This window comes from Sporosarcina sp. HYO08 (assembly GCF_001563475.1).
GTDB lineage: Bacteria > Bacillota > Bacilli > Bacillales_A > Planococcaceae > Sporosarcina.
In genome coordinates this window covers 202149-224857 of record NZ_LPUT01000012.1, presented here as the reverse complement: position 1 = coordinate 224857, position 22709 = coordinate 202149, and the positions used below count along the sequence as shown (strand labels likewise).

Genomic DNA, 22709 nt, shown 5'->3' with positions numbered 1-22709 from the left:
AGTCATATGAGGCACCTTTACATTTGGTATGTAATTTTGTTCAAGTATTAGTATACTATATTTTTTTTAGCTGTCGAGTTGTGTCGGTTTCGGTGAATGAATTTTTAGTAAAACGAAGAGCCAGGCACCATTGAACACTAAATATAGTACCGTACTTTAAAAATGATACTAGATTTTGACAGTGTGTAGCGGTGCCAGGCACTTCTAAGATAGCCCATTAGTTTATTTTTTACATTTTTTCTGGTGCAGAAACGCCTACGAGTTTCAGCGCGTTCGCAATGGTTGTACGTGTTGCTGTAACAAGTGCGAGTCTTGCTTCTGATAGGTCGCGCTCGGATGGATCCAATACTTTCTCTGCGTTGTAGAAACTATGGAATGTTGCGGCAAGCTCTTGGATGTATGTCGTTACACGGTGCGGCGCACGTAATTTCGCTGCATCGCTGACAAGTTTCGGGAAGTCGCCGATTTTTTTCATTAGCTCTAATGCTTTCTCAGTTTGCAACAACTGTAAATTGTCAACAGACGCGGACAATTCGGACTCCGCCGCCTGTCTTAAAATCGATGAGATCCGCGCATGCGCGTATTGCGCGTAATACACTGGGTTTTCATTGGACTGAGAAATTGCCAAATCTAAGTCAAAGTCCATCTGGGAGTCGCCTGAACGCATGGCAAAGAAATAGCGAACCGCATCCAGTCCTACGTCTTCTACTAGTTCACGCAGTGTAACAGCCTTTCCTGTACGCTTACTCATCTTAAATTTCTCGCCGTCTTTGTACAGCTGTACCATTTGGGCAACACTTACTTCGAGTGTGTTCCGGTCATAGCCAAGCGCTTCGATCGCTGCCTTCATACGCGGGATATAGCCATGGTGATCGGCCCCCCAAATATTAATAAGCTTTTCAAATCCACGGTGTAGTTTGTCCTCGTGATACGCAATATCTGGCGTTAAGTACGTGTATGTACCGTCATTTTTGATGAGCACACGATCTTTGTCATCACCGAACGTAGTCGAACGGAACCATGTCGCACCGTCTTCTTCAAAAATATGTCCGTTTGCGCGTAATTTATCGAGCGCCACGTCAATTTTGCCATTTTCGTAAAGTGATGATTCTGAGAACCAATGATCAAATTCAACGCGGAAATCAACAAGGTCTTTCTTCAACTTTTCCAGCTCATAGTCAAGTCCATATTGGCGGAAAAAGTTATATCGTTCATCTTCTGACATTTGCACAAATTTGTCACCAAACTCTGCTGCCAAGCGCGTGCCAATATCTATGACATCTTGACCGTAATAGCCGTCCTCGGGCATTTCTTTTTCCTGCCCAAGCGCTTGAAAGTAGCGTGCTTCAACCGATAATGCTAAATTGTGAATTTGATTTCCTGCGTCGTTAATATAATATTCCCGCTCGACATCATAGCCTGCGAAATCTAAAATATTGCAAAGTGAATCTCCCAAAGAAGCGCCACGGGCATGTCCAAGGTGAAGATCCCCTGTTGGGTTTGCTGACACAAACTCCACTTGAACTTTTTCATTTTCCCCTGCATTGGATCGGCCATAATTTTCACCTTGTTGTAAAACAGAGTGAATAACCACTTGTAAATAATCTGTTTTCAGACGGATGTTCATAAATCCTGGTCCAGCAATTTCAATTGACTCAATCGCTGTTTTGGATGTATCCAACTTCTCAAGAATTGCATCTGCAATTGCACGCGGCGGTTTTTTTGCAAGCTTTGTTAGCTGCATCGCAATATTTGTTGCGTAATCACCATTTTCTTTATTTTTCGGTGTTTCCAGCATAATATCAGGAATGTTATCAGCTTCCACAAGACCTGTATCGACGACAGCCTGATGCAAAGCCATTTTTACTTCTTGTTGAATTGTTTCTACAGCATTCATTTCGTACCCTCCGTGTATGTAATGGTCAGTTCGTAAGTGCCAAGCTTTTCCTCATTTGCATAGAGTCCATATTGGACATGAAATTGGCCGTTCGCCCCGTCTTGTTCCTCAGTAAATTCAAGTTTTTTCGTTCGAACGTTTAGTGGAAAAGAAGTTGGACCGTTGCCATACGAGCCATTCGTTTCATTTTTTTCATTAAATGGCAGGCGCATCGTCACAGAGCCATTTCTCATGATGAATGCGTCAAGATGATCCAATTTAATCATCGTACGCGTATTTTGCCCATCCATTGATTCTTCATAGACTAAATATTTTTTTCCTTTTTTATCGATGATCGCACCGTCTGCTTGGATGAAATGCTTTTCCTCGGCTTGACCTGGATGTCGGATCAACGAATGGAGCTGAATTGTAACATTTCGTTCTTGATGTTTTGTTTCCAAACGCTTACACCGCCTTCTCAATCAATTACGCCTCAACGTAATTCAAATATCTTTCTATTATATCCTTTTTCTCTTTTGTATTTCAATTCAAAGAGATATTTGCTTTCATTTTTCACTAGTTTCCCGTTTAATCTGCATCCAATCGAAACATACTAAAAGGAACTTATAGATAGGACGGGATCTTTATGAAACGGACAGAAATTAGGAAAATGAAAAAAAAACGTTCAGTTTTAAGAGGCTATTTACTGCTCGCCTTGTCCATCGTAACGGCCGTACTGACAGTTTTTTTGTCACTCCGCCTATATGCACAAGTGACTGGCGCGCCTTCTTTAAGTGTACCCAAAGCATCCGTTTTTCTCGATCATAATGGCAAACAAATTGGCGATCGTTTTTCAGCAGAGCGCCGCTATTGGGTTGAGCTTGAAGAAATCTCTCCCTTTCTTATTGATGCTGTCATCGCAACAGAAGATCGGAATTTTTATAACCATCATGGCTTTGACTATAAAAGGATTGGCGCTGCTATTTTAAAAGATATTAAAAGTGGCAGCAAAGCAGAAGGTGCCAGTACAATTACGCAGCAATATGCAAGAAATCTTTATTTAACATTTGAAAAATCTTGGAAGCGGAAATTTAAAGAAGCGCTATACGCCTATCGCATGGAGACTTTTTATAGCAAGGATGTCATTTTAGAAGGGTATTTGAACACTGTTTACTTCGGACATGGGATGTACGGTGTAGAAGCTGCCAGCCGCTTTTACTTCGACAAGCCAGCCAAGGATCTAACACTAGAAGAAGCAGCCGTCATTACGGGGATTGCGAAAGGTCCATCTAATTTTGATCCCATTGATAATCCAGAAAGATCTACCGCAAGAAAAGAGTTAATCCTTTACTTGATGGAAAACCAAGGAATGATATCGGAGCAGGCTAAAAATCGGGCTATAAATGCTGCGATCGTGCTTAAAACGGATAATTGGGCGGAGGAAAATAAGCGAGTCGCTCCATATTTTCTCGATCAGGCTTGGCGGGAAGCGGAAGAGATTTTGAAAAAAAATGGACGTACGCCTGCGGAAGGCGGATGGACGATTAAAACAACGTTAAATTTACACCACCAAAAAACAGCGGAAGAGGCAATTGCCAAGTGGATGCCTGACAGTGGATTGCAAGTTGGATTTATGTCTATCGAGCCGAAAACAGGGGCTGTTACTTCACTCGTCGGCGGCACAAGTTATGCCGATAGTCCATTTAATCGAGTAACCCAAGCTAAAAGGCAACCTGGATCCGCTATTAAACCTATTCTATATGCAGCGGCATTAGAAAATGGATTTAGTCCACTCACCTTTTTATCGACAGAAAAAACGATTTTCACATATGATGATGGCCGCCAGACCTATGCACCTAATAATGTAAACGGCAAATTTGCGGGTCATCCCATTTCACTTGCCCAAGCATTAGCCATTTCCGATAATATTTTCGCTGTGAAAACGCTTGAAGATATTGGGTATCAAGAATTTAGCAAAGTGGCGAAACGCTTTGGCATTATTGATACATCCTTTCCCGAGTCACCCGCTGTGGCGCTCGGAACGTCAGAAGTCACACTTTTTGATATGACAAAAGCGTACAATCAAATTGCATCGGAAGGAAAAGCAATCGAACCCATGACGATCTTATCGATTGAGGATTCCGAAGGTAAAATGATTTACGAGCATCCAAAGCAAACAAAAAAACGTGTTCTATCAGAACAAGATGCATTTGTTTTGACACATTTAATGACCGGGATGTTTGATCCTGTATTTAATGATTATTCTGCCGCGACGGGGCTTTCCATGCGGCAAAAGCAAACAAGGCCGTACGCAGCTAAATCTGGCACAACCATTTCCGATCAATATTTAATTGGCTATACACCTTCCCTTACCGCCGGTGTTTGGACTGGTTTTGACAAAGGAAAGCAGCTAACCGACCCGCAAGATAAAGGGGCGACTAAAAAAATATGGATCGATTTTATGGAAACTGCACTTCAGGGACAAAAACCGGAAGCTTTTATCCCGCCAAAAGGCGTAAATGGTATTGTCATTGACGTCGAAACTGGCGGCATTGCTGTCAATGAATGTGACAAGCAGCGACTCGTCTATGTAAAGGAAAAGGATATTCCGCAGAAATTATGCACGGATAAGGATTTGCGAGAAAAGCGGAAGCAAGGAGAAGGTGATAGTAAAACATTCGATTTGTTCCCTTTTTCATTTTTTGAATGACTAGCGAGTGCCTGGCACCGTTGCCCACAGATATTCGAAACATATCAAAAAAGCTTTCCTCTCTGAATTCCTTCAGACCGGAAAGCTTTTTTACCGGGTTGCGCTTTTGGTGAATCCTTGCATCATGCTTGGGTTGGAATGATGTAGAATTCAACTGCGGAAGCGTTTTCCCGATTGTCCTAGCTTACAATCGCAAGCTAATTTTAGTGTACTTCCTTTTATGCAGGCATTCAACCTCGAAAGCGAATCTTTGCTGTATTTGTCATATTTCCGTCATATATTATCGGAAACTTCTAGATCCGCATGCAATTTAGGCTCACTGCGATCCCACATTTCCTGATTATGGCCAGATAAAAACTCCGCCAATATCCGTTTCGAGCGATCATCCATCTGCTCAACGATAATTTGCCGCTTCATGGACTTATCCATTTTATTTACATGGTCGGCGAGTATTTTATAGCCACGTCGCTTTTCACGGTTGACGACCATTTCACAGGCAGTAACGCCCGCATAGTACGGCCCTTCCTCCTTAAAGTCAATCGTGACCCAAACGAGCCAGTAAGGTTTTCCACCTTCAGAATCCGCGCGGCTCGTTGTAAATTTAATGCCACGCTCTGTATCGCTTCTCGCATGCATTGCACCAATTTCAATTCGCGCAACACCTTCTTCCACATCAATGATGACAGGCGATACATTTTCCAGTGACAATGATCCGATTCCGAAACCACCGTGACCGTCTGTCGGATCGTCTTTAATAATTGTGAAACTCAATTTTTGTTTTGGTTTCTCCTCATTTGTCATTCTCACTTACCTCCCATTCTGCTATCATATTGTACTATACCGAAAAATTATGAAAAAGGGGGATTTAACATGCCGATTGTAACTGTCAAAATGCTAGAAGGACGTACAGACGAACAAAAAAGAGCACTTTGCGAACAAGTAACCGATGTATTGGTGGAAACGATTGGTGCAAAGCGCGAGGCCATCTCGATTGTCATTGAAGAAATGGCAAAAAATCATTACGCAAGCGGTGGAAAGCGGATGAGTGACCAGTAATCAGTCACATTAAGGTTGAGGCTGTCCTAGAAGTGCCTGGCACTTTGTTTTAGGACAACCCAACCTTTTTTATGTACATCATCTCACTGGACAGATACCTTTTCCAACTCATCGATAAATGCAAAAGCATTGTCCATTTCCTCATCCGAGAAATTCAATTTACTTTTCACGATGCGTACTTTTTCAACTTGCTCATCCTTTTCAAGATGATCAAAATAAAGCAATGTAGACACAAGCTCAAGAAATCTAGCGCTCTTTCCATTGAGCAATTCTATACAGGCCCCGAGCATGTCATGCGGCGCATCAGCGGTTTCTAGAAAGCTCGTCCCCTCATTCGTCACATGGTAATGATATTGGACATAAGAGCCTTTATCCGTACAGCGCTCAGCCAAAAATCCCATCTCGCAAAGTTCTTCTACACGTAATGTTAACTCTTCTGAATAAGGACCGTACATATGCAGCTCATATTTTTCCGCGAATGAAAAATGCATTTTTTTTGCGATATAAACCATTTTTTGAAGCTTTTTTCTGCCATTCACTTCATTGGCCAATGAAATGAATTGAACAATTTTAGCATGTTCTTGTAACATGCGAGCCACTCCCTTCTACTTCTTCAATAACGCTAAAATCCGTTCAAAGAGTGGATTCCCCTCTTTCCCTTCTTCCAATACATCCTTGGGGAAATAGATTTTATGATCTGTCCGGCGTTTGCCGGAAATGGCATCTACAATATCAGACGAACGAGACAACTCACTCAGCTCACCATTTGGCATTTGCAAATAGATCGGTAATCGTTCATTTTCTTCACCAGGCCGATAAAAATCATACGGCAAATCCGATGATGAATCCGTCACTAAATAATATTCCGGATCGATCCCCGCTTCCCGAAACAATTGCTCCAGCTCCCCAATTTTTCGATATTCTGTCGCAGGATCAAATTCCGCGTATTGAAATAAATTTCGATTGATAAAACGACTACATAAGTCTGCTAATATACGGTCATTTTCTTTCATCCAAAGCTGGAAATAAGTTAGTAAAATACTTTCATCCAGCGCAATATAGTCTTCTAGCTTAAATGTCCGATCAAAAAACGAGCGGAAGTGAACCGGCTCTTGTGAAAATACATACCCATTATTGTAGAGATCTTTCGCCCGATGTAAAATTTTCATTAAAATTACTTCCGCACTGCGAGAAACTGGGTGAAAATATACTTGCCAGTACATTTGGTAACGGCTCATAATATAATCTTCCACCGCATGCATGCCGCTATACTTAATCACCGCTTGTTCTTCGGCGGGCCGCATGACACGTAAAATTCTCTCCATATCAAAATGGCCATATGAAACACCTGTAAAATACGCATCCCGTTGCAAATAATCCATACGATCCGCATCAATTTGACTCGAAATGAGGCTGACGACAAGCTTGTCCGGATACGTTTTTCCAATGACGTCTGCTACTTTTTGCGGAAAATCCGCGGAAACTTTTTGAAGTACTGCATTCACTTCTGTATCGCCTAACAAGATCCCTTGCGTGAATTGTTCATGATCGAGATGAAAGACTTTCTCAAACGCATGCGAAAATGGCCCATGTCCAAGATCATGCAGCAAAGCTGCGCATAATGTCACGAGGCGTTCTTCATGGTTCCATTCCGGTCTGCGACTAAAGCTATCGTCAATAATCCGCCGAACAATTTCGTAGACGCCGAGTGAATGATGGAAGCGACTATGCTCTGCTCCATGAAAAACGAGATACGTTGTGCCAAGCTGTTTAATACGGCGCAACCGCTGGAATTCACGTGTCCCAATGACATCCCAAATGACTTGATCGCGTACGTGGATGTAGCGGTGCACTGGATCTTTAAACACCTTTTCTTCGACTAATTTTTGATCTTTATAAGCCATGAACCAATACACCTCCATAACGTCAGTCCTTCAATTATAGCAAAAAACGTCTTGTGAAATCGTAAACAATGTGTTCATTTACTGGAAAAAAAGATAGTTTACTTTTTTCTTTGAATAAAAGTCCCGCAACGTGTCGACACTAACCGTAAGAAAAAGACTATGTATATGGCAGGAGGCACGGAAATGGTGAAAGTTAGACAGGATGCTTGGACTGAAGAAAATGATATTTTACTGGCAGAGACGGTGTTGCGACATGTTCGTGAAGGCAGTACGCAACTGAGTGCTTTTGAAGAAGTTGGAGATGCACTAAACCGAACGGCCGCCGCATGTGGATTTAGATGGAACGCTGTTGTCAGACGCGACTATGAAAAAGAGCTTGCAGACGCGAAAAAAGAACGCAAACAAGCAATGCGCGTACTCGGCAAAGACTTTAAAAGGCGCGGACAACAACTGTACAACCCTGCCCAGGGTTCGGAGGATGACCATAAAGTAGCGATTCCATTGTCGTCATTGTCCCTGGATACCGTAATTGCCTATCTCGTTCGCATGCATCATTCGGGTGCAGGCGATAATGAATCTTTGCGTTGGAAGCAAACTGCTAAAATCGCGAACGATAAAGTGGAACAGTTGGAAAAAGAAGTTGAAAAGTTAAAACACGAGAATCTTATGCTGCGTGAAGATTACGAGCAGTTCGTACAAATTATGAATCGCGCTCGCCGTCTCGTTACGCTCAATGATGAAGAGGAGCGTACAGCCCCGGTATTCACTATGGAACCAAATGGCAATCTTGTAACAGAAAAACCACCGATCAACCATTGATTGGTGGTTTTTCCTTTTTAGTTGTCTACGCCTGCGCTAGCATCTTTTGATTTCTTTCAACGACGCGTTGCAAATAGAAGGCATACAGCTCCATTTCCTCTGAATTAAAGCCCTCCATAACGATGTCTTCCGCTAAATTGCGCAGCAAAAGCTGTGTACGGATGACAACATCACTAACCGTTAATGGCATGTCCAACAGATCTGATAGAGACGCCATAACTGTCGGCTCAATCGATGGGTACCGAAATTTTGTTTCCTCCCCCGCCAAGCCAATGTTATACATCTCTTGAATGATCTTCGCCCGTTCCGATCCGCTTCCTTCGACGCATAAATACACTTGTACCGCGATTCCCTGGCGAAGCCTGCGCTGAGAAATGCCCGCAAACTTTCGTCCATCGATGCTAAGATCGTAGGAACCCGGACAATAGGAACCTACAATTTCATACGCCTGAATACGATCGCCAGCTTCCGGAAATAGCATTCTAACAAATGCCAGCATCGCCTCATACCCTTCTGGAATATCAATAGAAGAGCCTTGTTCTGACAGAACGATTGATAAGTTCAAAACGCCCTCGTCCAAAACGACGGCCAGCCCGCCAGAATTACGTACGATGACACGATAACCTTCTTGCTCAAGATAAGAAGTTGCCTTTTCAATATGAGGCAGTCGATGGTCTTGGATCCCAAGGACAATCGTTTTGCCATGTACCCATGATCGAACTGTCGAAGGACTCATTTGCTGTCCGACAAGATGACATAATGTATCATCTGCGGCAAATGATTCCAACGCCGATCGCCCGCGGGCAGCAATCGAGTCGTCGATCCACCGCCAGCTAGGTTTGCTCAATATGAATTCAGTGTTCCACATGTTCTTCACCTGACTTTATAGACTTTGTGCAGCTGTAATAAGAGAAAGTTTGTACACATCGTCCGCAGAGCAGCCACGAGAAAGGTCATTAACAGGCGCATTCAATCCTTGGAGAATTGGTCCGATTGCTTCATAACCGCCGAGACGCTCTGTTAATTTATAGCCGATATTCCCCGCTTCCAAAGATGGAAATACGAAAACATTCGCATCGCCCTGAATAAGTGAACCGGGTGCTTTTTTAGCCGCTACTTCAGGGACGTACGCGGCGTCAAATTGAAATTCACCATCAAGATGCAGTTCAGGTGCTAGTTCTTTCGCAATCGATACCGCGTCCGCTACTTTTTGTGTTTCCTCAGTTACAGCGGACCCTTTCGTAGAAAATGACAAGAGTGCAATTTTGGGATCAATACCAAAGGACTTAGCAGTTTCTGCACTTTCTACAGCAATTTCAGCAAGCTCTTGAGATGTTGGCGCCACTGTGATCGCACAATCTGCAAAAACAAGCCGCTCATCACCTTTAATCATAATAAAAGCGCCGCTTGTCTTGGACACGCCAGGTTTAGTTTTAATAATTTGAAGTGCGGGACGTACCGTATCCGCTGTTGAATGTGCCGCACCGCTGACAAGACCGTCTGCGCGTCCTGTGAAAATAAGCATCGTACCAAAGTAGTTAACATCTTTCAATTGCTCGCGGGCTTGTTCCACTGTCACTTTGCCTTTTCTTCGTTCCACAAACTTTTCAACAAGTTCCTCGAGATAGGGTGCATTTGCAGGATTAATAATCGAAATATTTGTTAGCTCGACACCGGCTTCGGCCGCAGTTTTTCGTACTTCGTCTTCATTCCCAAGCAGGACGGGCTCCACAAGTCCTTCTTGATAAAGACGTGAGGCTGCTTCAACGACCCGCGTGTCATTTCCTTCCGGTAGAATGATTGTTTTTTTGCTGCCATGTAGTCGTTCCTTTATTCCGCTAAATAAATCCGCCATCCGTCAATCTCCCCTTCTTCTGTATACTTTTCTCTTGCTGCCTCTAGCATACATGATTCGAAAAAGCTTTCAAACCTCAATTTTCAGAGGCCTTCATGTCGTTTTTATGAAAACGGGGCGTATTCAGAACTTTTTCCATGCCAGTATGCTAAACTTGAGGGTGAAATCAACTATAAGGAGTGGCAAATGCATTGAACGAAGCAGCTATTACACTTGATGGATGGTATGTATTACATGATTTGCGCTCGATGGATTGGGCATCTTGGAAATTACTTTCTAAAGAAGAACGAAAAACGGCTGTCGATGAGTTTCTTGCTTTTTTAGAAAAACTGCAAAAAGCAGATGATGAGAAGACAGGAAGCCATGCTTTCTATACAGTTGTCGGACAAAAAGCCGATTTTATGTTAATGACATTGCGTCCGACAATGGATGAACTTCAACAATTGGAAGCAGAGTTCAATAAATTGACGATCGCAGATTATACAATCCCTGCATATTCATACGTTTCCGTTGTAGAGCTATCAAACTACTTAGCAGGCGAGTCTGACGAAGATCCATATCAAAACCCTTACGTAAGAGGAAGACTCTATCCTGAATTACCACGCAACCAATATATTTGTTTCTACCCGATGGACAAAAAACGCGATGGCGAAGATAACTGGTACATGCTCGATATGGACAAGCGTAAAGAATTAATGCGCAGTCACGGCATGATTGGACGCAGCTACGCAGGCAAGGTAAAACAAATTATTTCTGGTTCCGTCGGTTTTGACGACTACGAATGGGGCGTTACACTATTTTCCGATGATGTCCTACAGTTTAAAAAGCTCATTTATGAAATGCGCTTTGACGAGGTAAGTGCACGTTACGGCGAATTTGGCTCATTTTTCGTCGGTACAATTTTAGACGGTGACAAAAAAGCCGACTTTTTCTCAATTTAATTTAATCCATAAGATAGGGGCTGTCCTAAAACAAAGTGCCAGGCACTTTTAGGACAATCCCTATTTTTTGCTTTTATTTCATTAGCAGTCATGATCATTTCTCTCTTTACATATGGTTAAGCGAAGGGGGTTTTTCCGTGGCGGTCATAAAGCATATCGGGGCAGATGTCGATTTACTCGCACGATTAATGCGCGCGGAAGCGGAGGGTGATGGTGAGCTCGGCATGCTAATGGTCGGAAATGTTGGAGTCAATCGTGTTTTAGCGGATTGTCTTGATTTTAATGACATTCGGACATTACAGGAGATGGTTTTCCAGCGCCCGGGCGGTTTCGAAGCAACGACGAAGGGATACTTTTATCAACGTGCCCGAGAACAAGACAAAAGACTAGCAAGGCGCGTCATTGCCGGCGAACGTTTCCACCCTGCGACCCGGTCTTTATGGTTTTTCATGCCTGCGGGGAATTGCCCGGCACAGTGGTATGGTCAATGGAACACAGGCAGATATAAGTCACACTGCTTCTTTCAACCTACCGTGTCGGACTGCCCTACTGTCTAATAAAGAGGAAAGGATGAAGAAATGGTTCAATACTATTGGAACCCGAATCTACAAAACCAGCATATTACACCTCCGGCAGTGACAATTCCGAGTGGGAGACCTCCAAGTCCAGGCGTGCCCATTGGAGGTACACCAGCACCCATGCCAGGGATACCTTTCGGCGCACCGTATGCCCCGCCCGCACGCGAGCAATCATACATTGAGAACATTTTACGCCTGAACATCGGAAATCCCGGAACTTTTCATTTTTCATTTGAACACGCCCTTAGAAGTGGCATCAACACCTTAGCTGTCAAAGGCGTTGTGGAAGCTGCTGGGCGCGATCACGCTATCATAAAAGAATCCGACACGGGCCGCACTTATCTATTTCCGATGATCTATTTTGACTTTGCGGAATTTGAAGGTGATGTGGAATATTTTAACCAGCAACCATAACCAAAAAATCTTCCGTCTCCTATTTGGAACGGAAGATTTTTTGCTAATTTGTGAATTTGACAGCCGCTACAATGAGCATGACCCATCCCGCGATGAACGCTACACCGCCAATCGGCGTAATCGCACCGAGGATGCCAACGCCAGAAAGAGAAAGCGCATAAAGGCTCCCCGAGAAAATGATAATGCCGGCCAGCAATAGATATCCCGCCCAGCTTAACTGCGCTGTTGCGCCCATTAAAGACGTGCTCATTAAAATTCCAATTGCGACTAAACCAAGCGAATGGAACATTTGATATTGAACGGCAGTTTCCCAAATCGCTAAGTAGCGTTCGGACAGTCTCTCTTTAAGCGCATGCGCCCCGAACGCCCCTAACGCAACAGCGAAAGCTGCATTAACAGCCCCAGCAATGATAAAAAATGGCATACCCGCTTCCCCCTTCTATCTATTTCCAAATAAAATGTTAAAAGTCAAACAACGATTCACCATTCGCATCACTTTCTAATAGCGGTTTACTTTCTAGTGATGAAACTGGCGGCACAACAGTTGGTGCAGTCATTACTTTTGGTGATGATTGTACCACCGAATTGCGTTCTTCACCGAGTGCAACCTCACAAAGTGATCGAATGGCGACTAGCGATTCACGAATAGTGGATTCACTTCCCGCCTGCCTTGCGCTGTTCAATTGTTTTTCCATTTCCGCAAAAATCCGGTCATAAGAAATCATCGAATACGCCACCTACTTCCATTCAAGTTTCTGTTTCTATTCATACTTTACCATACAAGTTAGGAAACGCTGTTTGTTTGGCACCAGTCGATCGGTCGCTCATTCCAAGACTCCAGAATTTGATTGACAGCGGAATAAGGCCTGCTTCCCAAAAATCCCCGACTTGCGCTTAATGGACTTGGATGTACCGATTCAACAATGGCATGTCTCGATTGATCAATTAGTTTTTTCTTCTCCCCTGCAGGACGTCCCCATAAAACAAACACAATTGGTTTTTCTCGGGCCGATAGTTTCCGAATGACTTCATCCGTAAATTGCTCCCATCCTTGACGACGATGCGAGTGTGCTTGTCCTTCTCGAACCGTCAATACCGTGTTCAGCATGAGTACCCCTTGCTTCGCCCAGCCTGTCAATGTCCCACTTTCCGGATATGGACAGCCAATATCTGCAGTAAGCTCCTTAAACATATTACGCAAGCTCGGCGGAATTTTGACGCCTGGCTGTACCGAAAAGCTCAACCCGTGCGCCTGCCCTTCTCCGTGATAAGGATCTTGTCCTAAAATAACGACCTTTACATCGTCGAAAGACGTATGCTGGAACGCCGACCACATATGATCCATCGGTGGATAAACGATTTCTTCCTCATATTCCTTTTTAAGAAATTCGCGTAACTTTGTATAATACGGTTTGGTGAATTCTTCCTTTAATACATCATCCCACTTATTCATAAAGAATTTCTTTTGCATTTTTTCACTCCTTAAACTTAATCATTACATCATAGCCCGCAAACGAAAACATTTCACGCAACGTTTTTTCTGCATTTTGCTCAGCCAAAGTAAGTACACCTTGTCCCGCTGTTTCTTCTAAAATTAGTTTCTTCGCTTCCGCCGCAAGTTCATACGCTTCTTCGATATTCGCTTTTTCACGGAAAAGCCCTTCATAGGAATACACTTCTACTTGATCAAAATAGATTTCTGCTCCGCCCAAAAACGTCGCGGGCGGCAGCGTAAGTGTTGCCGTTTTCTCATCATGATTGATTTGTATGTCTTTTTCCGTTACCCTCGAAAAATCGACGCCAGCTTTCACCGAACCTGGCACAACGACGAGCAATTGCCGTTTTGTCCCCGGTAAATTCAAACCGATACTCTGTCCAAACAATGTATTATCTTGCCGTTCAATAATGACTTTTGTATACGCCTCGGCAGTTGCCAGCTCGTTAAGAGATTGAATGCGCTCTAGATAAGCGCCTTTTTGCTCTGAAAACGTACTGCCCTGTTTTAACAAGAAAAAAGCAGCGAATGGCAGCGCGATAATGAGTGCAAGTGCTAAAATGGCAATGAATATATACGATTTTCGCCAAATGGGGAAAATTAGCCTCACTGTGCGCCAAAACCCAAACGAACGTCTTTCCCCCACATCGATTGTAACGGCGGTTTCTTTCTTGGCATCCTTTAATTCTTGCAATAAACGCTCTATTTCATTCAACTTTTTATGACCTTTCATAAGCTGACCTCTTTTCTACTAAATTCGACACATTCTTATACGTTTACATTATCGAAAAGTTGCAGTGCAAACAACCAGAAAGTCATGATACGATTAAGGTCTAGTACAGTCAATTGCTGACGATGGACATCTTTCAATCTTTATAAAGTTTGATTCTTTTGGTAGAATGAATTTTGAGAGTATTATAAAAGGAGTTGCTACATATGACACTGAAGAAGACATTAACAATCGCAGGTTCCGATACATCAGGCGGAGCAGGTATTCAAGCCGACCTAAAAACTTTCCAAGAACATGGTACATACGGTATGACAGCTCTTACAGTTGTTGTCACAATGGATCCAGACAATCACTGGTCACATGGCGTCTATTCACTGCCGGCTGACGTATTACAAGCACAAATTAAAACGGCTCTTTCAACAGGAATTGACGCCATTAAGACAGGCATGCTGAGCACTGAGGAAATTATTCGCACCGCTGGCAACGCCATTGCCGAATCGGGTTTAAAAAATGTTGTGATTGACCCTGTTATGGTTTGTAAAGGTGAAGACGAAGTGCTGAACCCAGGAACTGTCGACGCAATGGTTGAATTCTTACTGCCAAAAGCAGAAATTGTCACACCAAACTTGTTTGAAGCTGGGCAATTGGCTGGCACAAAAACACCGAAAACAATTGAAGAAATGAAAGCTGTTGCTGAGAAAATCCACCAACTTGGTGCACGCAATGTCGTCATTAAAGGCGGTAAACAGTTAGATCATGATCAAGCAATAGATTTATTTTACGATGGAAATACGTTCACATTACTAGCAGCAGAAAAAACGGACAATCATTATAACCACGGGGCAGGCTGTACATTCGCAGCAGCGATCACAGCGAATCTTGCCAATGGATTGGACGTGAAGGAAGCTGTATTGGAAGCAAAAAAATTCGTTACGGCAGCAATCACGAATGGATGGAAGCTCAATGATTATGTCGGCCCTGTCATGCACGGCGCAAAAAATCGCTTTGGCGCATCAGAAATTTCAACGACAGAAGTCTGATCAGAGGATTTTCCTCTGATCTTTTTTTGCATTTGGTTCAGATGAATCGCAATCACCCCGTGTTTTCTATATACTACAATAAGTAGTTGTTGTTAGGAGGATTTCTATGAAAAAGGTACAACCAAATCATTTGCAAGAACTTATTTCTTCTTTCGCCGGGAAAGATGTATATATTCATTTAGAAACGACGAACGGCTCATACGCCGCCCATTTTAATGAAGGATTTTTCAATGCAGGGGCATTCATTCGTAATGTTGTTGTTAACTTTGAGCTTGGGAAAGTTGCCGGTGAATCCCCGCATCGCATTGGTTTAAAACTTCCGGCAGGCTGGATTTATGCACAAGGCATTACGCATTACAAACTTGACGAACAAGGAAAGCTGCTGATGGCGGGGCTTGATCCCGAAGGTAAACTATCAGTTGCCCTGCAAATTAGCGAAACACCTTTTGATTAAAGGAGGATTTTTGATGATTAAAAAAGAACGCCACGTACTCGTTATTCTCCCTCATCCTGACGACGAAGCATTCGGCATCTCAGGTTCCATTAGCATGTATCGAGAAATGGGAGTACCGGTGACCTATGCGTGCTTAACGCTTGGTGAAATGGGGCGCAATCTAGGTAATCCCCCATTCGCAACACGCGAAACATTGCCACAAATTCGTAAAGCCGAACTCATCAAAGCATGTGAAGCACTCGGGCTAGATGATTTGCGGATGATGGGCTTCCGCGATAAAACAATTGAATTTGAAGACGACGAAAAAATGGTGCAGCTTGTCACGGATTTGATCAAAGAAACAAATCCCTCCCTCATCATTTCTTTCTATCCTGGCCTCGCCGTCCACCCCGATCATGATGCGTCAGGTCGTGCAGTTGTAAGGGCAGTCAGACGCATAGAGCCCGAAAAGCGTCCAACATTGTATACGATCGCCTTTGCGAATAATACAAAAGATGTACTGGGTGAACCCGATATCATCCACGACATCTCAGACACTTTCGATAAAAAGCTTGCTGCCCTAAAGGCGCATGCTTCACAAACCGTTTGGATGATGAAAGATCTAGAAGAAAAATTGGCTGCCGGCGACCCCGAAATGAACAGCCGGTTCCGGTATGAGCGGTTTTATACGTATAATTGGGAAAATGACTTTGAGTGAATGTTGTTGACTCCCCATCGGACTGCAACGAAAAATAGTAGGCAAAACCCAAGAATGTTGGCAAATGAACATTCTTGGGTTTTAATTTGCGAAAAATACTGTAGCACTGTTTAATTTGGAAATGTTTTTAACTTTTATATAAAGAATTCCAGTTTTAATTTCCCATGCCTATCCTTTTCGAAAAGTAACAGTATACTGAAAATTGGAACATTCATCGTGACTATTTACAAATGAATAACAGATCTTTAAAATGTATATTTATACAAGGGTGTGTTTAGAAGGGAAGAATTTATTTGAAGAAATTTTCAATTTCAACTTGGTTTTATTTCTTATTGCCATCGATTATCGGTGTTATTCTTTTTATGATTCCATTAAAATTTGGCGAGGAATGGAAAGTACCAATTGCCAAATTTGCAGATATTTTATCCGGCGCATTAGAACCTTTTATGCCGATGACCGCGATGATCATTATTGTGATTGCCGCAGTCGGTTCTTTATTGTTTTTATTCGTTAGACTAGAACATACCAAGCCATCTTTTATCGTCCAGCTGTTTAAAGTCTCTCCATTTTGGACAGTCACACGGGTAATTGGTGCTGTATTTGCGATTATGGTTACCTTTCAAATCGGGCCTGAAGCGATTACAAATGAAAATACAGGTGGGTTATTGCTTGCGCCAGATGGATTAGTGTCGTTTTTATTTACAATTTTCTTCTTTGCAGGACTTCTCCTGCCTCTACTATTGAATTTTGGATTGCTAGAATTTTTTGGAACGATGATGTCAAAAATAATGCGACCTCTTTTTAAACTGCCCGGCCGCTCTTCTATTGATGCTTTCACGTCATGGATTGGGGACGGGACAATCGGTGTTCTTTTGACAAGCAAACAGTACGAAGATGGATTTTACACAAAAAAAGAAGCGGCCATCGTTGGGACAACATTCTCAGTCGTTTCCATTACATTCTCGCTTGTGATCATAGACACGGTCGGCATGGCCAAATACTTCCCGCAATTTTATGGGACAGTAGTATTAACAGGGCTTATTCTCGCGATCATTATGCCAAGAATCTATCCTTTATCCGGAAAAAAAGATGAATATATTGACGGAACGCCAGCTACTGGTGACGAAGAAAAACTGCCAGAAGGCTATAATGTAGTTAGTCATGGTCTTGAAAAGGCTCTTGAAAAGGCCGATCAAAACCGTTCTCTTGGAAATGTCGTACGTGATGGCATGCGCAATGCGATAGATATGTGGGTTGGCGTCATGCCGGTTGTTATGGCATTCGGAACGATTGCGCTTGTATTAGCAGAATACACTGGTGTCTTCACGTTTTTAGGAAAACCTTTTGAACCTATTTTAGCTGTTCTAGGAATCCCAGAAGCACAAGAGGCTGCACAGACAATGGTTGTCGGGTTTGCAGATATGTTCTTGCCGGTCATTCTTGCTGATGGTGTTATCACTTCCGAGTTAACATTGTTCGTCATCGCGACGATCTCTGTTGTTCAGCTTATTTACATGTCCGAGGTTGGAGGACTTCTACTTGGTACGAAAATCCCGATTAACTTTTTGGATCTAGTGATTATTTTCTTGTTGCGTACGTTAATTGCCTTGCCGATTGTTGCTGGTGTAGCGCATTTGTTGTTTTGAATAATTGTAAATCACCAAAAGACTCTACCTTACTTTTTCTGGGTAGAGTCTTTTTTAAATGATTGGTTTGGAGACTGGGCATGGTTTGTTGGGCACTAGCTAGCATTGGTTAGACACTCCAGCGAGTTCGTTGGAAACCGGAATACTTGTTGGGCACTAGCATAACCTTATCTTCCCAAACAAAAAAACCACGAAATCGCGGTTTTTTAAGATGCTTCAGATTCTCTTTTCAATTTCACTTTCAACTCCGCAAGCATATCTTCTGTCATTTTGTCCAAATCATATTCGGCTTTGAATCCCCACTCTGTCATAGCCGCAGAGGCATCGATTGCATCCGGCCAACTCTCGGCAATTGCTTGACGCACTGGGTCTACGGCGTAATCAATTTCAAACGTAGGAATATGCTTCCGGATAGACGCTGCAATTTCCGATGGTTCGAAGCTCATCGCCGTAACATTAAATGCATTGCGGTGAACTAACTTTGCAGGATCTGCTTCCATTAAATCGACAATCGCTTGCAGTGCATCCGGCATATACATCATATCCATGTAGGTACCTTCTGCAATATAAGAAGTGTATTTACCTTCTTCAATCGCTTTGTAGTAAATATCAACTGCGTAGTCTGTCGTTCCGCCGCCTGGTTTCGCTACATTCGAAATAAGCCCTGGGAAACGAACACCGCGCGTATCTAAACCAAATTTATGGAAGTAATAGTCACAGAGTAATTCTCCAGCGACTTTGTTGACACCATACATCGTTGTTGGACGCTGCAACGTATCTTGCGGCGTTCCCTTTTTAGGTGTGGACGGTCCAAATGCACCAATTGAGCTCGGAGTGAAAAATTGAAGATTCAGTTCACGGGAAACTTCAAGCGCATTGACAAGCCCACCCATATTCAAGTTCCACGCGAATAGCGGCTGTTCTTCAGCTGTTGCCGACAGCAATGCGGCCATATGCATCATTGTATCTGCCCCAAACGCTTTCGCAAGCTCATGCATTCTCTTTGCATCCGTGACGTCTAGAATTTCAAATGGCCCGCCTGTTGGTGATTGAGGACGTCGAATATCCGTTGCCAAAACATTGTCTGTTCCATATTCTGAACGCAGTTTTGCGATCAATTCAGATCCGATTTGTCCAAGCGCGCCAGTGACAATAATCTTCTTCATTTTAAACTCCTCGCTTTCTTTCATGTTCTACCCAGATGTACATTTGTATTAACTAATAATTAATTACTTGATATAACAACTTTAATCCATTATATGATGTACTCTCAGAAAAGACAATAAAAAAATACACATTTGTAATTCGAATCTCCGCAATTTATATCAAGGAAGATTTTCACGCAAAAAAACAAGAAGCACTGAAACAAAAAAAATTGTTTCAGTGCTTCTTGTTTCCCCTTTATTTCACCGAATAGCCGCCATCTACAAAAATATGTGTCCCTGTTATAAAAGAAGAATCGTCAGATGCTAAAAAAAGTGCAGCGCCTACGACATCCTGAGGCTGACCAATTCTTTTAAGCATCGTTAACTCCGCCTCTTTTTCAAGTACACCTTCCGCCCCTAAACGCCCTCCGGTCAAATTCGTTTGAATGGTTCCCGGAGCAATCGCATTTACACGAATATTCTGCGCTCCAAGGTCCATTGCCATATGTCGGGTCATCGAGGCAACCGCTCCTTTAGAAGCACCGTACTGTACCGCATTTCCTTCTGCCAATACAGACGTCGTAGATGAGATGTGAACAATACTTCCACCGCCTTGCTCGACCATACATCTAGCCGCTTCTTGGCTGCATAGAAATACACCTTTTGCATTTACGTCCATCACTTTATCATAATCTGCTTCAGTCAATTCTAGAAACGGTTTTCGAATGGTGATCCCAGCGTTCGCAATCATTACGTCTACTCTAGAAAACGCTTCCAAAGTTTTTGAAATTAAAGATTTAACAGAAGCAGAATCCGCCACATCCACTTTTACTGCAATCCACTTTTTTGGATCATAACCTGAATCGATTGCTTGCTGCTCGGCATTGTCTTCATTGATATCGGCAAATACAACTTTGGCTCCTTCCGCAAGAAATCCTTTGGCAATTGCTGCACCATTTCCTGACCCTGCACCTGTTACTATAGCAACTTTATCTTTTAATCTCACAATGCTTCCCCCGCTCTAAATTATAATTTGTCTGTCGGACTAGCCTGAACAAGCGTTGGTACCTTCTCTTTGCCATAAGTCTTTTTCGTAGTTGGTTGCTTGCTCTTGGTTTGATTGGCAGGATATTCATTCTCCCAATAATCCGCATTTTCAATGCCTAGTTTGACGGGATCAAATACCGGATCAATTCCAGCTCTTTTTTGCTCCCTATAATCTTTTAACACTTTCAATGCTGGCTTTGTCAAAAGTAGAATCGCAACAATATTTAAATACGCCATACTCCCCAACCCAATATCGCCAAGTGTCCAAGCTGTACTAGCCGTAATAATGCTACCCGTTACCACAAAGAATAGAACGCCAATTTTCAATACTGCTCCCAACAATTTCTTTCCACCTCTCATGCTTCGGTGAATATATGCTAAGCTTGTTTCAGACTTATAATAGTAGGAAATCATCGTTGTAAAACAGAAGAAAAATAAAGCTAGAGCTATAAATAGATACCCGAATCCTGTAAATACTGAATCAACAGCTAGCTGTACGTTCATAGATCCCGCTTCTACACCCGGCACATTTGTGGCAAGCGCTTCTGAGCCGGATGGGTGCACATTATACATGCCCGTGATTAGAATCATAAACGCAGTTGCGGAACAAATAACCCATGTGTCAATATAGACGGCCAATGCCTGAACAAGCCCTTGTTTAGCTGGATGAGATACTTCTGCAGCCGATCCTTCGAAAGTTTCCCCTCCTGATCCAGCAGCGTTAGAGAAGAAGCCTCGTTGAACACCCCATGCAATAGCCGATCCTATAATTCCCCCAAAGGTTGCTTCGGCACCAAAAGCACTCGAAAAGATCAATTGGAACACTGCTGGAATCGCAGTGACATTAGCAGCAAGTATGATAAGACAAACTAGTAAATAGCCAATTGCCATAAATGGAACGACAAACTCTGAAACTTTTGCAATTCTTTTTACGCCGCCAAAAACAATCATCGCCAACAATACTGCCATCAGGATTCCTGTGAACAGCGGGTTAATGCCAAAAGCTTCCTTCATTGAGACCGCTACTGTGTTGGACTGGATATTCATCAGTAAGAAACCGTTTGCGACAATTGTTAAAACAGCATAAGCAAATGCAAATTTCTTTAGACCCAGACCCTTCTCGATGTAATAGGAAGGACCTCCCCGGTATTCTCCATCTTGCTTACTTTTATATACTTGTCCCAAAGTGATTTCGATGAAAGACGTCGCTGCGCCCAAAAACGCCATAAGCCACATCCAAAAAATCGCGCCCGGTCCGCCTAATGCAATCGCGGTCGCAACGCCCGCAATATTCCCAGTTCCAACCCGGCTTCCTAATGACATGGAGATTGCCTGGAAGGAGGAAACACCGCTGTCCGAGCTCTTTCGCTGAAACATTAATTTGACCATATCTTTTAAGTGTGTTAGTTGAACAAATCTCGTCGCGACTGAGAAAAACAATCCCACGCCTAGGAAACAATAAATAAAATATTGATTCCATACCATTCCGCTTAGCCAATTAAAAAAATCGCTCATGATCATTCCCCCGTTTTATCAATTTGAATAATCTAAGCTGTCATCCACTAGGCTGCAATGTAAACCTTTATAATTTAAGTCAAAATTATCGATGATTCATAATCGTAATGTCTGTCACTCTCAAATGTTTACGAGGCTTTAAATTTTCAAATATAATTTCGGCTACATCATCTGGGTTCATATAATTGGCTAATTGATTTTCGGAATATCCTTCCTCCCATAAGTTCGTTTTCATATTCCCCATGTATGCACCATAAATATGGATTTCCGTATTTTTCAACTCCTCGGATAAAGCTTCTGAAAAGCCTCTCACCCCAAATTTGCTTGCACTATAGACGGTTTCAGAGGCTTTTGCTACTTTTCCAGATCCGGAAATAATATTTACAATGCTTCCGCTGTTTTGTTCCTTCATGACCGGCAGTACTTCTTGCGTACAAAAAATCGTTCCTTTTAAATTGATATCAATCATTTGATGGATCTCTTCTTCTGTAATTTCTCCGACATCTTTAAACATGCCGACACCCGCATTATTGATTAAACAATCAATCGAACCATGCGCTATTTTAATTTCCCTAAACACTTTACTAACGCTTTCCTTTGAACTAATATCTACTTCATAAATGGAATGATCACTTTCAAGTACAGAAGCTATTTTTTCGAGCTTCGACCGTGTCCTGCCAAGTAAACAGACATGTGTCCCATGAGACGAATACTTCCTTGCAAGTGAAGCCCCAAGACCGCTACCAGCTCCAGTAATAACAACAATCTCTCCGTTTTCCATCGCCTT

The 22709-nt window shown here is 42.7% G+C and carries 25 protein-coding genes; 10 read left to right on the top strand and 15 right to left on the bottom strand.

Translation table 11 applies throughout. The features are described from left to right. Nucleotides 1-229: 229 nt before the first annotated feature. Both argS and AU377_RS05575 read right to left on the bottom strand, forming a co-directional pair. Nucleotides 230-1897 carry an arginine--tRNA ligase gene (gene argS / locus AU377_RS05580; protein WP_067405387.1) on the bottom strand — a complete coding sequence of 556 codons (1668 nt, stop codon included), beginning with the start codon at nt 1895-1897 and terminating at the stop codon, nt 230-232. Then, the gene (locus AU377_RS05575; protein ID WP_067405385.1) at nt 1894-2337 is read right to left on the bottom strand and encodes a DUF1934 domain-containing protein; all 444 of its coding nucleotides are present in this window, start codon (nt 2335-2337) and stop codon (nt 1894-1896) included. Before AU377_RS05575 ends, argS begins: the two co-directional genes overlap by 4 nt. Before the next feature lie 185 nt (nt 2338-2522). Between AU377_RS05575 and AU377_RS05570 the strand changes: the two genes are divergently transcribed. Beyond that, nucleotides 2523-4586, top strand: coding sequence for a transglycosylase domain-containing protein (locus AU377_RS05570; RefSeq protein ID WP_067405382.1), 2064 nt, complete (start codon nt 2523-2525; stop codon nt 4584-4586). Nucleotides 4587-4859: 273 nt separating this feature from the next. On the opposite strand, the gene AU377_RS05565 is transcribed toward AU377_RS05570, so the two are convergent. Next, the gene (locus AU377_RS05565; protein ID WP_067405379.1) at nt 4860-5387 is read right to left on the bottom strand and encodes a YwhD family protein; all 528 of its coding nucleotides are present in this window, start codon (nt 5385-5387) and stop codon (nt 4860-4862) included. Between the two features lie 69 nt (nt 5388-5456). Here AU377_RS05565 and AU377_RS05560 point away from each other — a divergent pair, with 69 nt between their 5' ends. Then, the gene (locus tag AU377_RS05560; RefSeq protein WP_067405377.1) at nt 5457-5642 is read left to right on the top strand and encodes a 2-hydroxymuconate tautomerase; all 186 of its coding nucleotides are present in this window, start codon (nt 5457-5459) and stop codon (nt 5640-5642) included. 83 nt (nt 5643-5725) lie between these two features. Here the strand turns inward: AU377_RS05560 and AU377_RS05555 are convergent, their stop codons facing one another. Together AU377_RS05555 and AU377_RS05550 are read right to left on the bottom strand one after the other, a co-directional pair. After that, nucleotides 5726-6232 carry a YwgA family protein gene (locus tag AU377_RS05555; RefSeq protein WP_067405374.1) on the bottom strand — a complete coding sequence of 169 codons (507 nt, stop codon included), beginning with the start codon at nt 6230-6232 and terminating at the stop codon, nt 5726-5728. A 15-nt stretch (nt 6233-6247) separates the two neighbouring features. Then, a complete protein-coding gene (locus tag AU377_RS05550) occupies nt 6248-7546 on the bottom strand; it encodes an HD domain-containing protein (protein ID WP_067405371.1) in 1299 nt (432 codons plus the stop codon). 183 nt (nt 7547-7729) lie between these two features. Here AU377_RS05550 and AU377_RS05545 point away from each other — a divergent pair, with 183 nt between their 5' ends. After that, nucleotides 7730-8365, top strand: a complete 636-nt coding sequence (locus AU377_RS05545) for an RsfA family transcriptional regulator (protein ID WP_067405369.1) — start codon at nt 7730-7732, stop codon at nt 8363-8365. Between the two features lie 25 nt (nt 8366-8390). Here AU377_RS05545 and AU377_RS05540 read toward each other — a convergent pair whose 3' ends face one another. Together AU377_RS05540 and pta are read right to left on the bottom strand one after the other, a co-directional pair. Then, on the bottom strand, nt 8391-9233 hold the full coding sequence (locus AU377_RS05540; protein WP_067405366.1) for a lipoate--protein ligase family protein: 843 nt from the start codon (nt 9231-9233) through the stop codon (nt 8391-8393). Nucleotides 9234-9248: 15 nt separating this feature from the next. Next, nucleotides 9249-10220, bottom strand: a complete 972-nt coding sequence (pta, locus tag AU377_RS05535) for a phosphate acetyltransferase (protein ID WP_067405363.1) — start codon at nt 10218-10220, stop codon at nt 9249-9251. A gap of 191 nt (nt 10221-10411) precedes the next feature. Here pta and hemQ point away from each other — a divergent pair, with 191 nt between their 5' ends. From hemQ to AU377_RS05520, 3 genes are all read left to right on the top strand, one after another. After that, the gene (hemQ, locus tag AU377_RS05530; protein ID WP_067405360.1) at nt 10412-11161 is read left to right on the top strand and encodes a hydrogen peroxide-dependent heme synthase; all 750 of its coding nucleotides are present in this window, start codon (nt 10412-10414) and stop codon (nt 11159-11161) included. A 137-nt stretch (nt 11162-11298) separates the two neighbouring features. Beyond that, nucleotides 11299-11718, top strand: a complete 420-nt coding sequence (locus AU377_RS05525; protein ID WP_067405358.1) for a cell wall hydrolase — start codon at nt 11299-11301, stop codon at nt 11716-11718. 21 nt (nt 11719-11739) lie between these two features. Then, nucleotides 11740-12153 (top strand): spore coat protein GerQ, encoded by a 414-nt coding sequence (locus tag AU377_RS05520; RefSeq protein WP_067405355.1) that lies wholly within the window; start codon nt 11740-11742, stop codon nt 12151-12153. A gap of 43 nt (nt 12154-12196) precedes the next feature. On the opposite strand, the gene AU377_RS05515 is transcribed toward AU377_RS05520, so the two are convergent. The 4 genes from AU377_RS05515 to AU377_RS05500 are packed head-to-tail and all read right to left on the bottom strand — an operon-like array spanning nt 12197 to nt 14381. Further along, nucleotides 12197-12577, bottom strand: a complete 381-nt coding sequence (locus tag AU377_RS05515) for a DUF423 domain-containing protein (protein WP_067405352.1) — start codon at nt 12575-12577, stop codon at nt 12197-12199. Between the two features lie 37 nt (nt 12578-12614). Beyond that, nucleotides 12615-12878, bottom strand: coding sequence for a YwdI family protein (locus tag AU377_RS05510; protein WP_067405349.1), 264 nt, complete (start codon nt 12876-12878; stop codon nt 12615-12617). Nucleotides 12879-12937: 59 nt separating this feature from the next. Continuing rightward, on the bottom strand, nt 12938-13624 hold the full coding sequence (locus AU377_RS05505; protein ID WP_067405346.1) for a uracil-DNA glycosylase: 687 nt from the start codon (nt 13622-13624) through the stop codon (nt 12938-12940). A 4-nt stretch (nt 13625-13628) separates the two neighbouring features. After that, complete coding sequence (locus AU377_RS05500; RefSeq protein ID WP_067405344.1) at nt 13629-14381, bottom strand: DUF4230 domain-containing protein; 753 nt, start codon at nt 14379-14381, stop codon at nt 13629-13631. 203 nt (nt 14382-14584) lie between these two features. Here AU377_RS05500 and thiD point away from each other — a divergent pair, with 203 nt between their 5' ends. From thiD to AU377_RS05480, 4 genes are all read left to right on the top strand, one after another. After that, nucleotides 14585-15418 (top strand): bifunctional hydroxymethylpyrimidine kinase/phosphomethylpyrimidine kinase, encoded by an 834-nt coding sequence (gene thiD, locus AU377_RS05495; RefSeq protein ID WP_067405340.1) that lies wholly within the window; start codon nt 14585-14587, stop codon nt 15416-15418. Between the two features lie 106 nt (nt 15419-15524). Further along, nucleotides 15525-15872, top strand: coding sequence for a YojF family protein (locus tag AU377_RS05490; RefSeq protein WP_067405338.1), 348 nt, complete (start codon nt 15525-15527; stop codon nt 15870-15872). A gap of 10 nt (nt 15873-15882) precedes the next feature. Continuing rightward, nucleotides 15883-16569, top strand: a complete 687-nt coding sequence (bshB2, locus tag AU377_RS05485; protein ID WP_067405335.1) for a bacillithiol biosynthesis deacetylase BshB2 — start codon at nt 15883-15885, stop codon at nt 16567-16569. 293 nt (nt 16570-16862) lie between these two features. Beyond that, nucleotides 16863-18215: a YjiH family protein gene (locus tag AU377_RS05480; RefSeq protein WP_067405332.1), complete on the top strand. Its 1353-nt coding sequence runs from the start codon at nt 16863-16865 to the stop codon at nt 18213-18215. 206 nt (nt 18216-18421) lie between these two features. Here the strand turns inward: AU377_RS05480 and AU377_RS05475 are convergent, their stop codons facing one another. The 4 genes from AU377_RS05475 to AU377_RS05460 form a co-directional block, all read right to left on the bottom strand. Further along, nucleotides 18422-19381, bottom strand: coding sequence for an L-threonine 3-dehydrogenase (locus AU377_RS05475; RefSeq protein ID WP_067405330.1), 960 nt, complete (start codon nt 19379-19381; stop codon nt 18422-18424). A gap of 235 nt (nt 19382-19616) precedes the next feature. Next, nucleotides 19617-20366, bottom strand: a complete 750-nt coding sequence (locus AU377_RS05470) for an SDR family NAD(P)-dependent oxidoreductase (RefSeq protein ID WP_067405327.1) — start codon at nt 20364-20366, stop codon at nt 19617-19619. 20 nt (nt 20367-20386) lie between these two features. Then, nucleotides 20387-21922 carry a sodium:alanine symporter family protein gene (locus AU377_RS05465; protein ID WP_067405324.1) on the bottom strand — a complete coding sequence of 512 codons (1536 nt, stop codon included), beginning with the start codon at nt 21920-21922 and terminating at the stop codon, nt 20387-20389. 85 nt (nt 21923-22007) lie between these two features. Then, nucleotides 22008-22703, bottom strand: coding sequence for an SDR family oxidoreductase (locus tag AU377_RS05460; protein ID WP_067405322.1), 696 nt, complete (start codon nt 22701-22703; stop codon nt 22008-22010). Nucleotides 22704-22709 lie beyond the last annotated feature (6 nt).

Coding starts and splice junctions, on each gene's coding strand:
- AU377_RS05490 (WP_067405338.1), top strand. CDS start 15,525: ATGAAAAAGGTACAACCAAATCATTTGCAAGAACTTATTTCTTCTTTC.
- AU377_RS05520 (WP_067405355.1), top strand. CDS start 11,740: ATGGTTCAATACTATTGGAACCCGAATCTACAAAACCAGCATATTACA.
- AU377_RS05465 (WP_067405324.1), bottom strand. CDS start 21,922: ATGAGCGATTTTTTTAATTGGCTAAGCGGAATGGTATGGAATCAATAT.
- AU377_RS05545 (WP_067405369.1), top strand. CDS start 7,730: ATGGTGAAAGTTAGACAGGATGCTTGGACTGAAGAAAATGATATTTTA.
- AU377_RS05505 (WP_067405346.1), bottom strand. CDS start 13,624: ATGCAAAAGAAATTCTTTATGAATAAGTGGGATGATGTATTAAAGGAA.
- AU377_RS05510 (WP_067405349.1), bottom strand. CDS start 12,878: ATGATTTCTTATGACCGGATTTTTGCGGAAATGGAAAAACAATTGAAC.
- AU377_RS05560 (WP_067405377.1), top strand. CDS start 5,457: ATGCCGATTGTAACTGTCAAAATGCTAGAAGGACGTACAGACGAACAA.
- AU377_RS05570 (WP_067405382.1), top strand. CDS start 2,523: ATGAAACGGACAGAAATTAGGAAAATGAAAAAAAAACGTTCAGTTTTA.
- AU377_RS05460 (WP_067405322.1), bottom strand. CDS start 22,703: ATGGAAAACGGAGAGATTGTTGTTATTACTGGAGCTGGTAGCGGTCTT.
- thiD (WP_067405340.1), top strand. CDS start 14,585: ATGACACTGAAGAAGACATTAACAATCGCAGGTTCCGATACATCAGGC.
- argS (WP_067405387.1), bottom strand. CDS start 1,897: ATGAATGCTGTAGAAACAATTCAACAAGAAGTAAAAATGGCTTTGCAT.
- AU377_RS05555 (WP_067405374.1), bottom strand. CDS start 6,232: ATGTTACAAGAACATGCTAAAATTGTTCAATTCATTTCATTGGCCAAT.
- pta (WP_067405363.1), bottom strand. CDS start 10,220: ATGGCGGATTTATTTAGCGGAATAAAGGAACGACTACATGGCAGCAAA.
- AU377_RS05565 (WP_067405379.1), bottom strand. CDS start 5,387: ATGACAAATGAGGAGAAACCAAAACAAAAATTGAGTTTCACAATTATT.
- AU377_RS05500 (WP_067405344.1), bottom strand. CDS start 14,381: ATGAAAGGTCATAAAAAGTTGAATGAAATAGAGCGTTTATTGCAAGAA.
- AU377_RS05540 (WP_067405366.1), bottom strand. CDS start 9,233: ATGTGGAACACTGAATTCATATTGAGCAAACCTAGCTGGCGGTGGATC.
- AU377_RS05475 (WP_067405330.1), bottom strand. CDS start 19,381: ATGAAGAAGATTATTGTCACTGGCGCGCTTGGACAAATCGGATCTGAA.
- AU377_RS05550 (WP_067405371.1), bottom strand. CDS start 7,546: ATGGCTTATAAAGATCAAAAATTAGTCGAAGAAAAGGTGTTTAAAGAT.
- AU377_RS05515 (WP_067405352.1), bottom strand. CDS start 12,577: ATGCCATTTTTTATCATTGCTGGGGCTGTTAATGCAGCTTTCGCTGTT.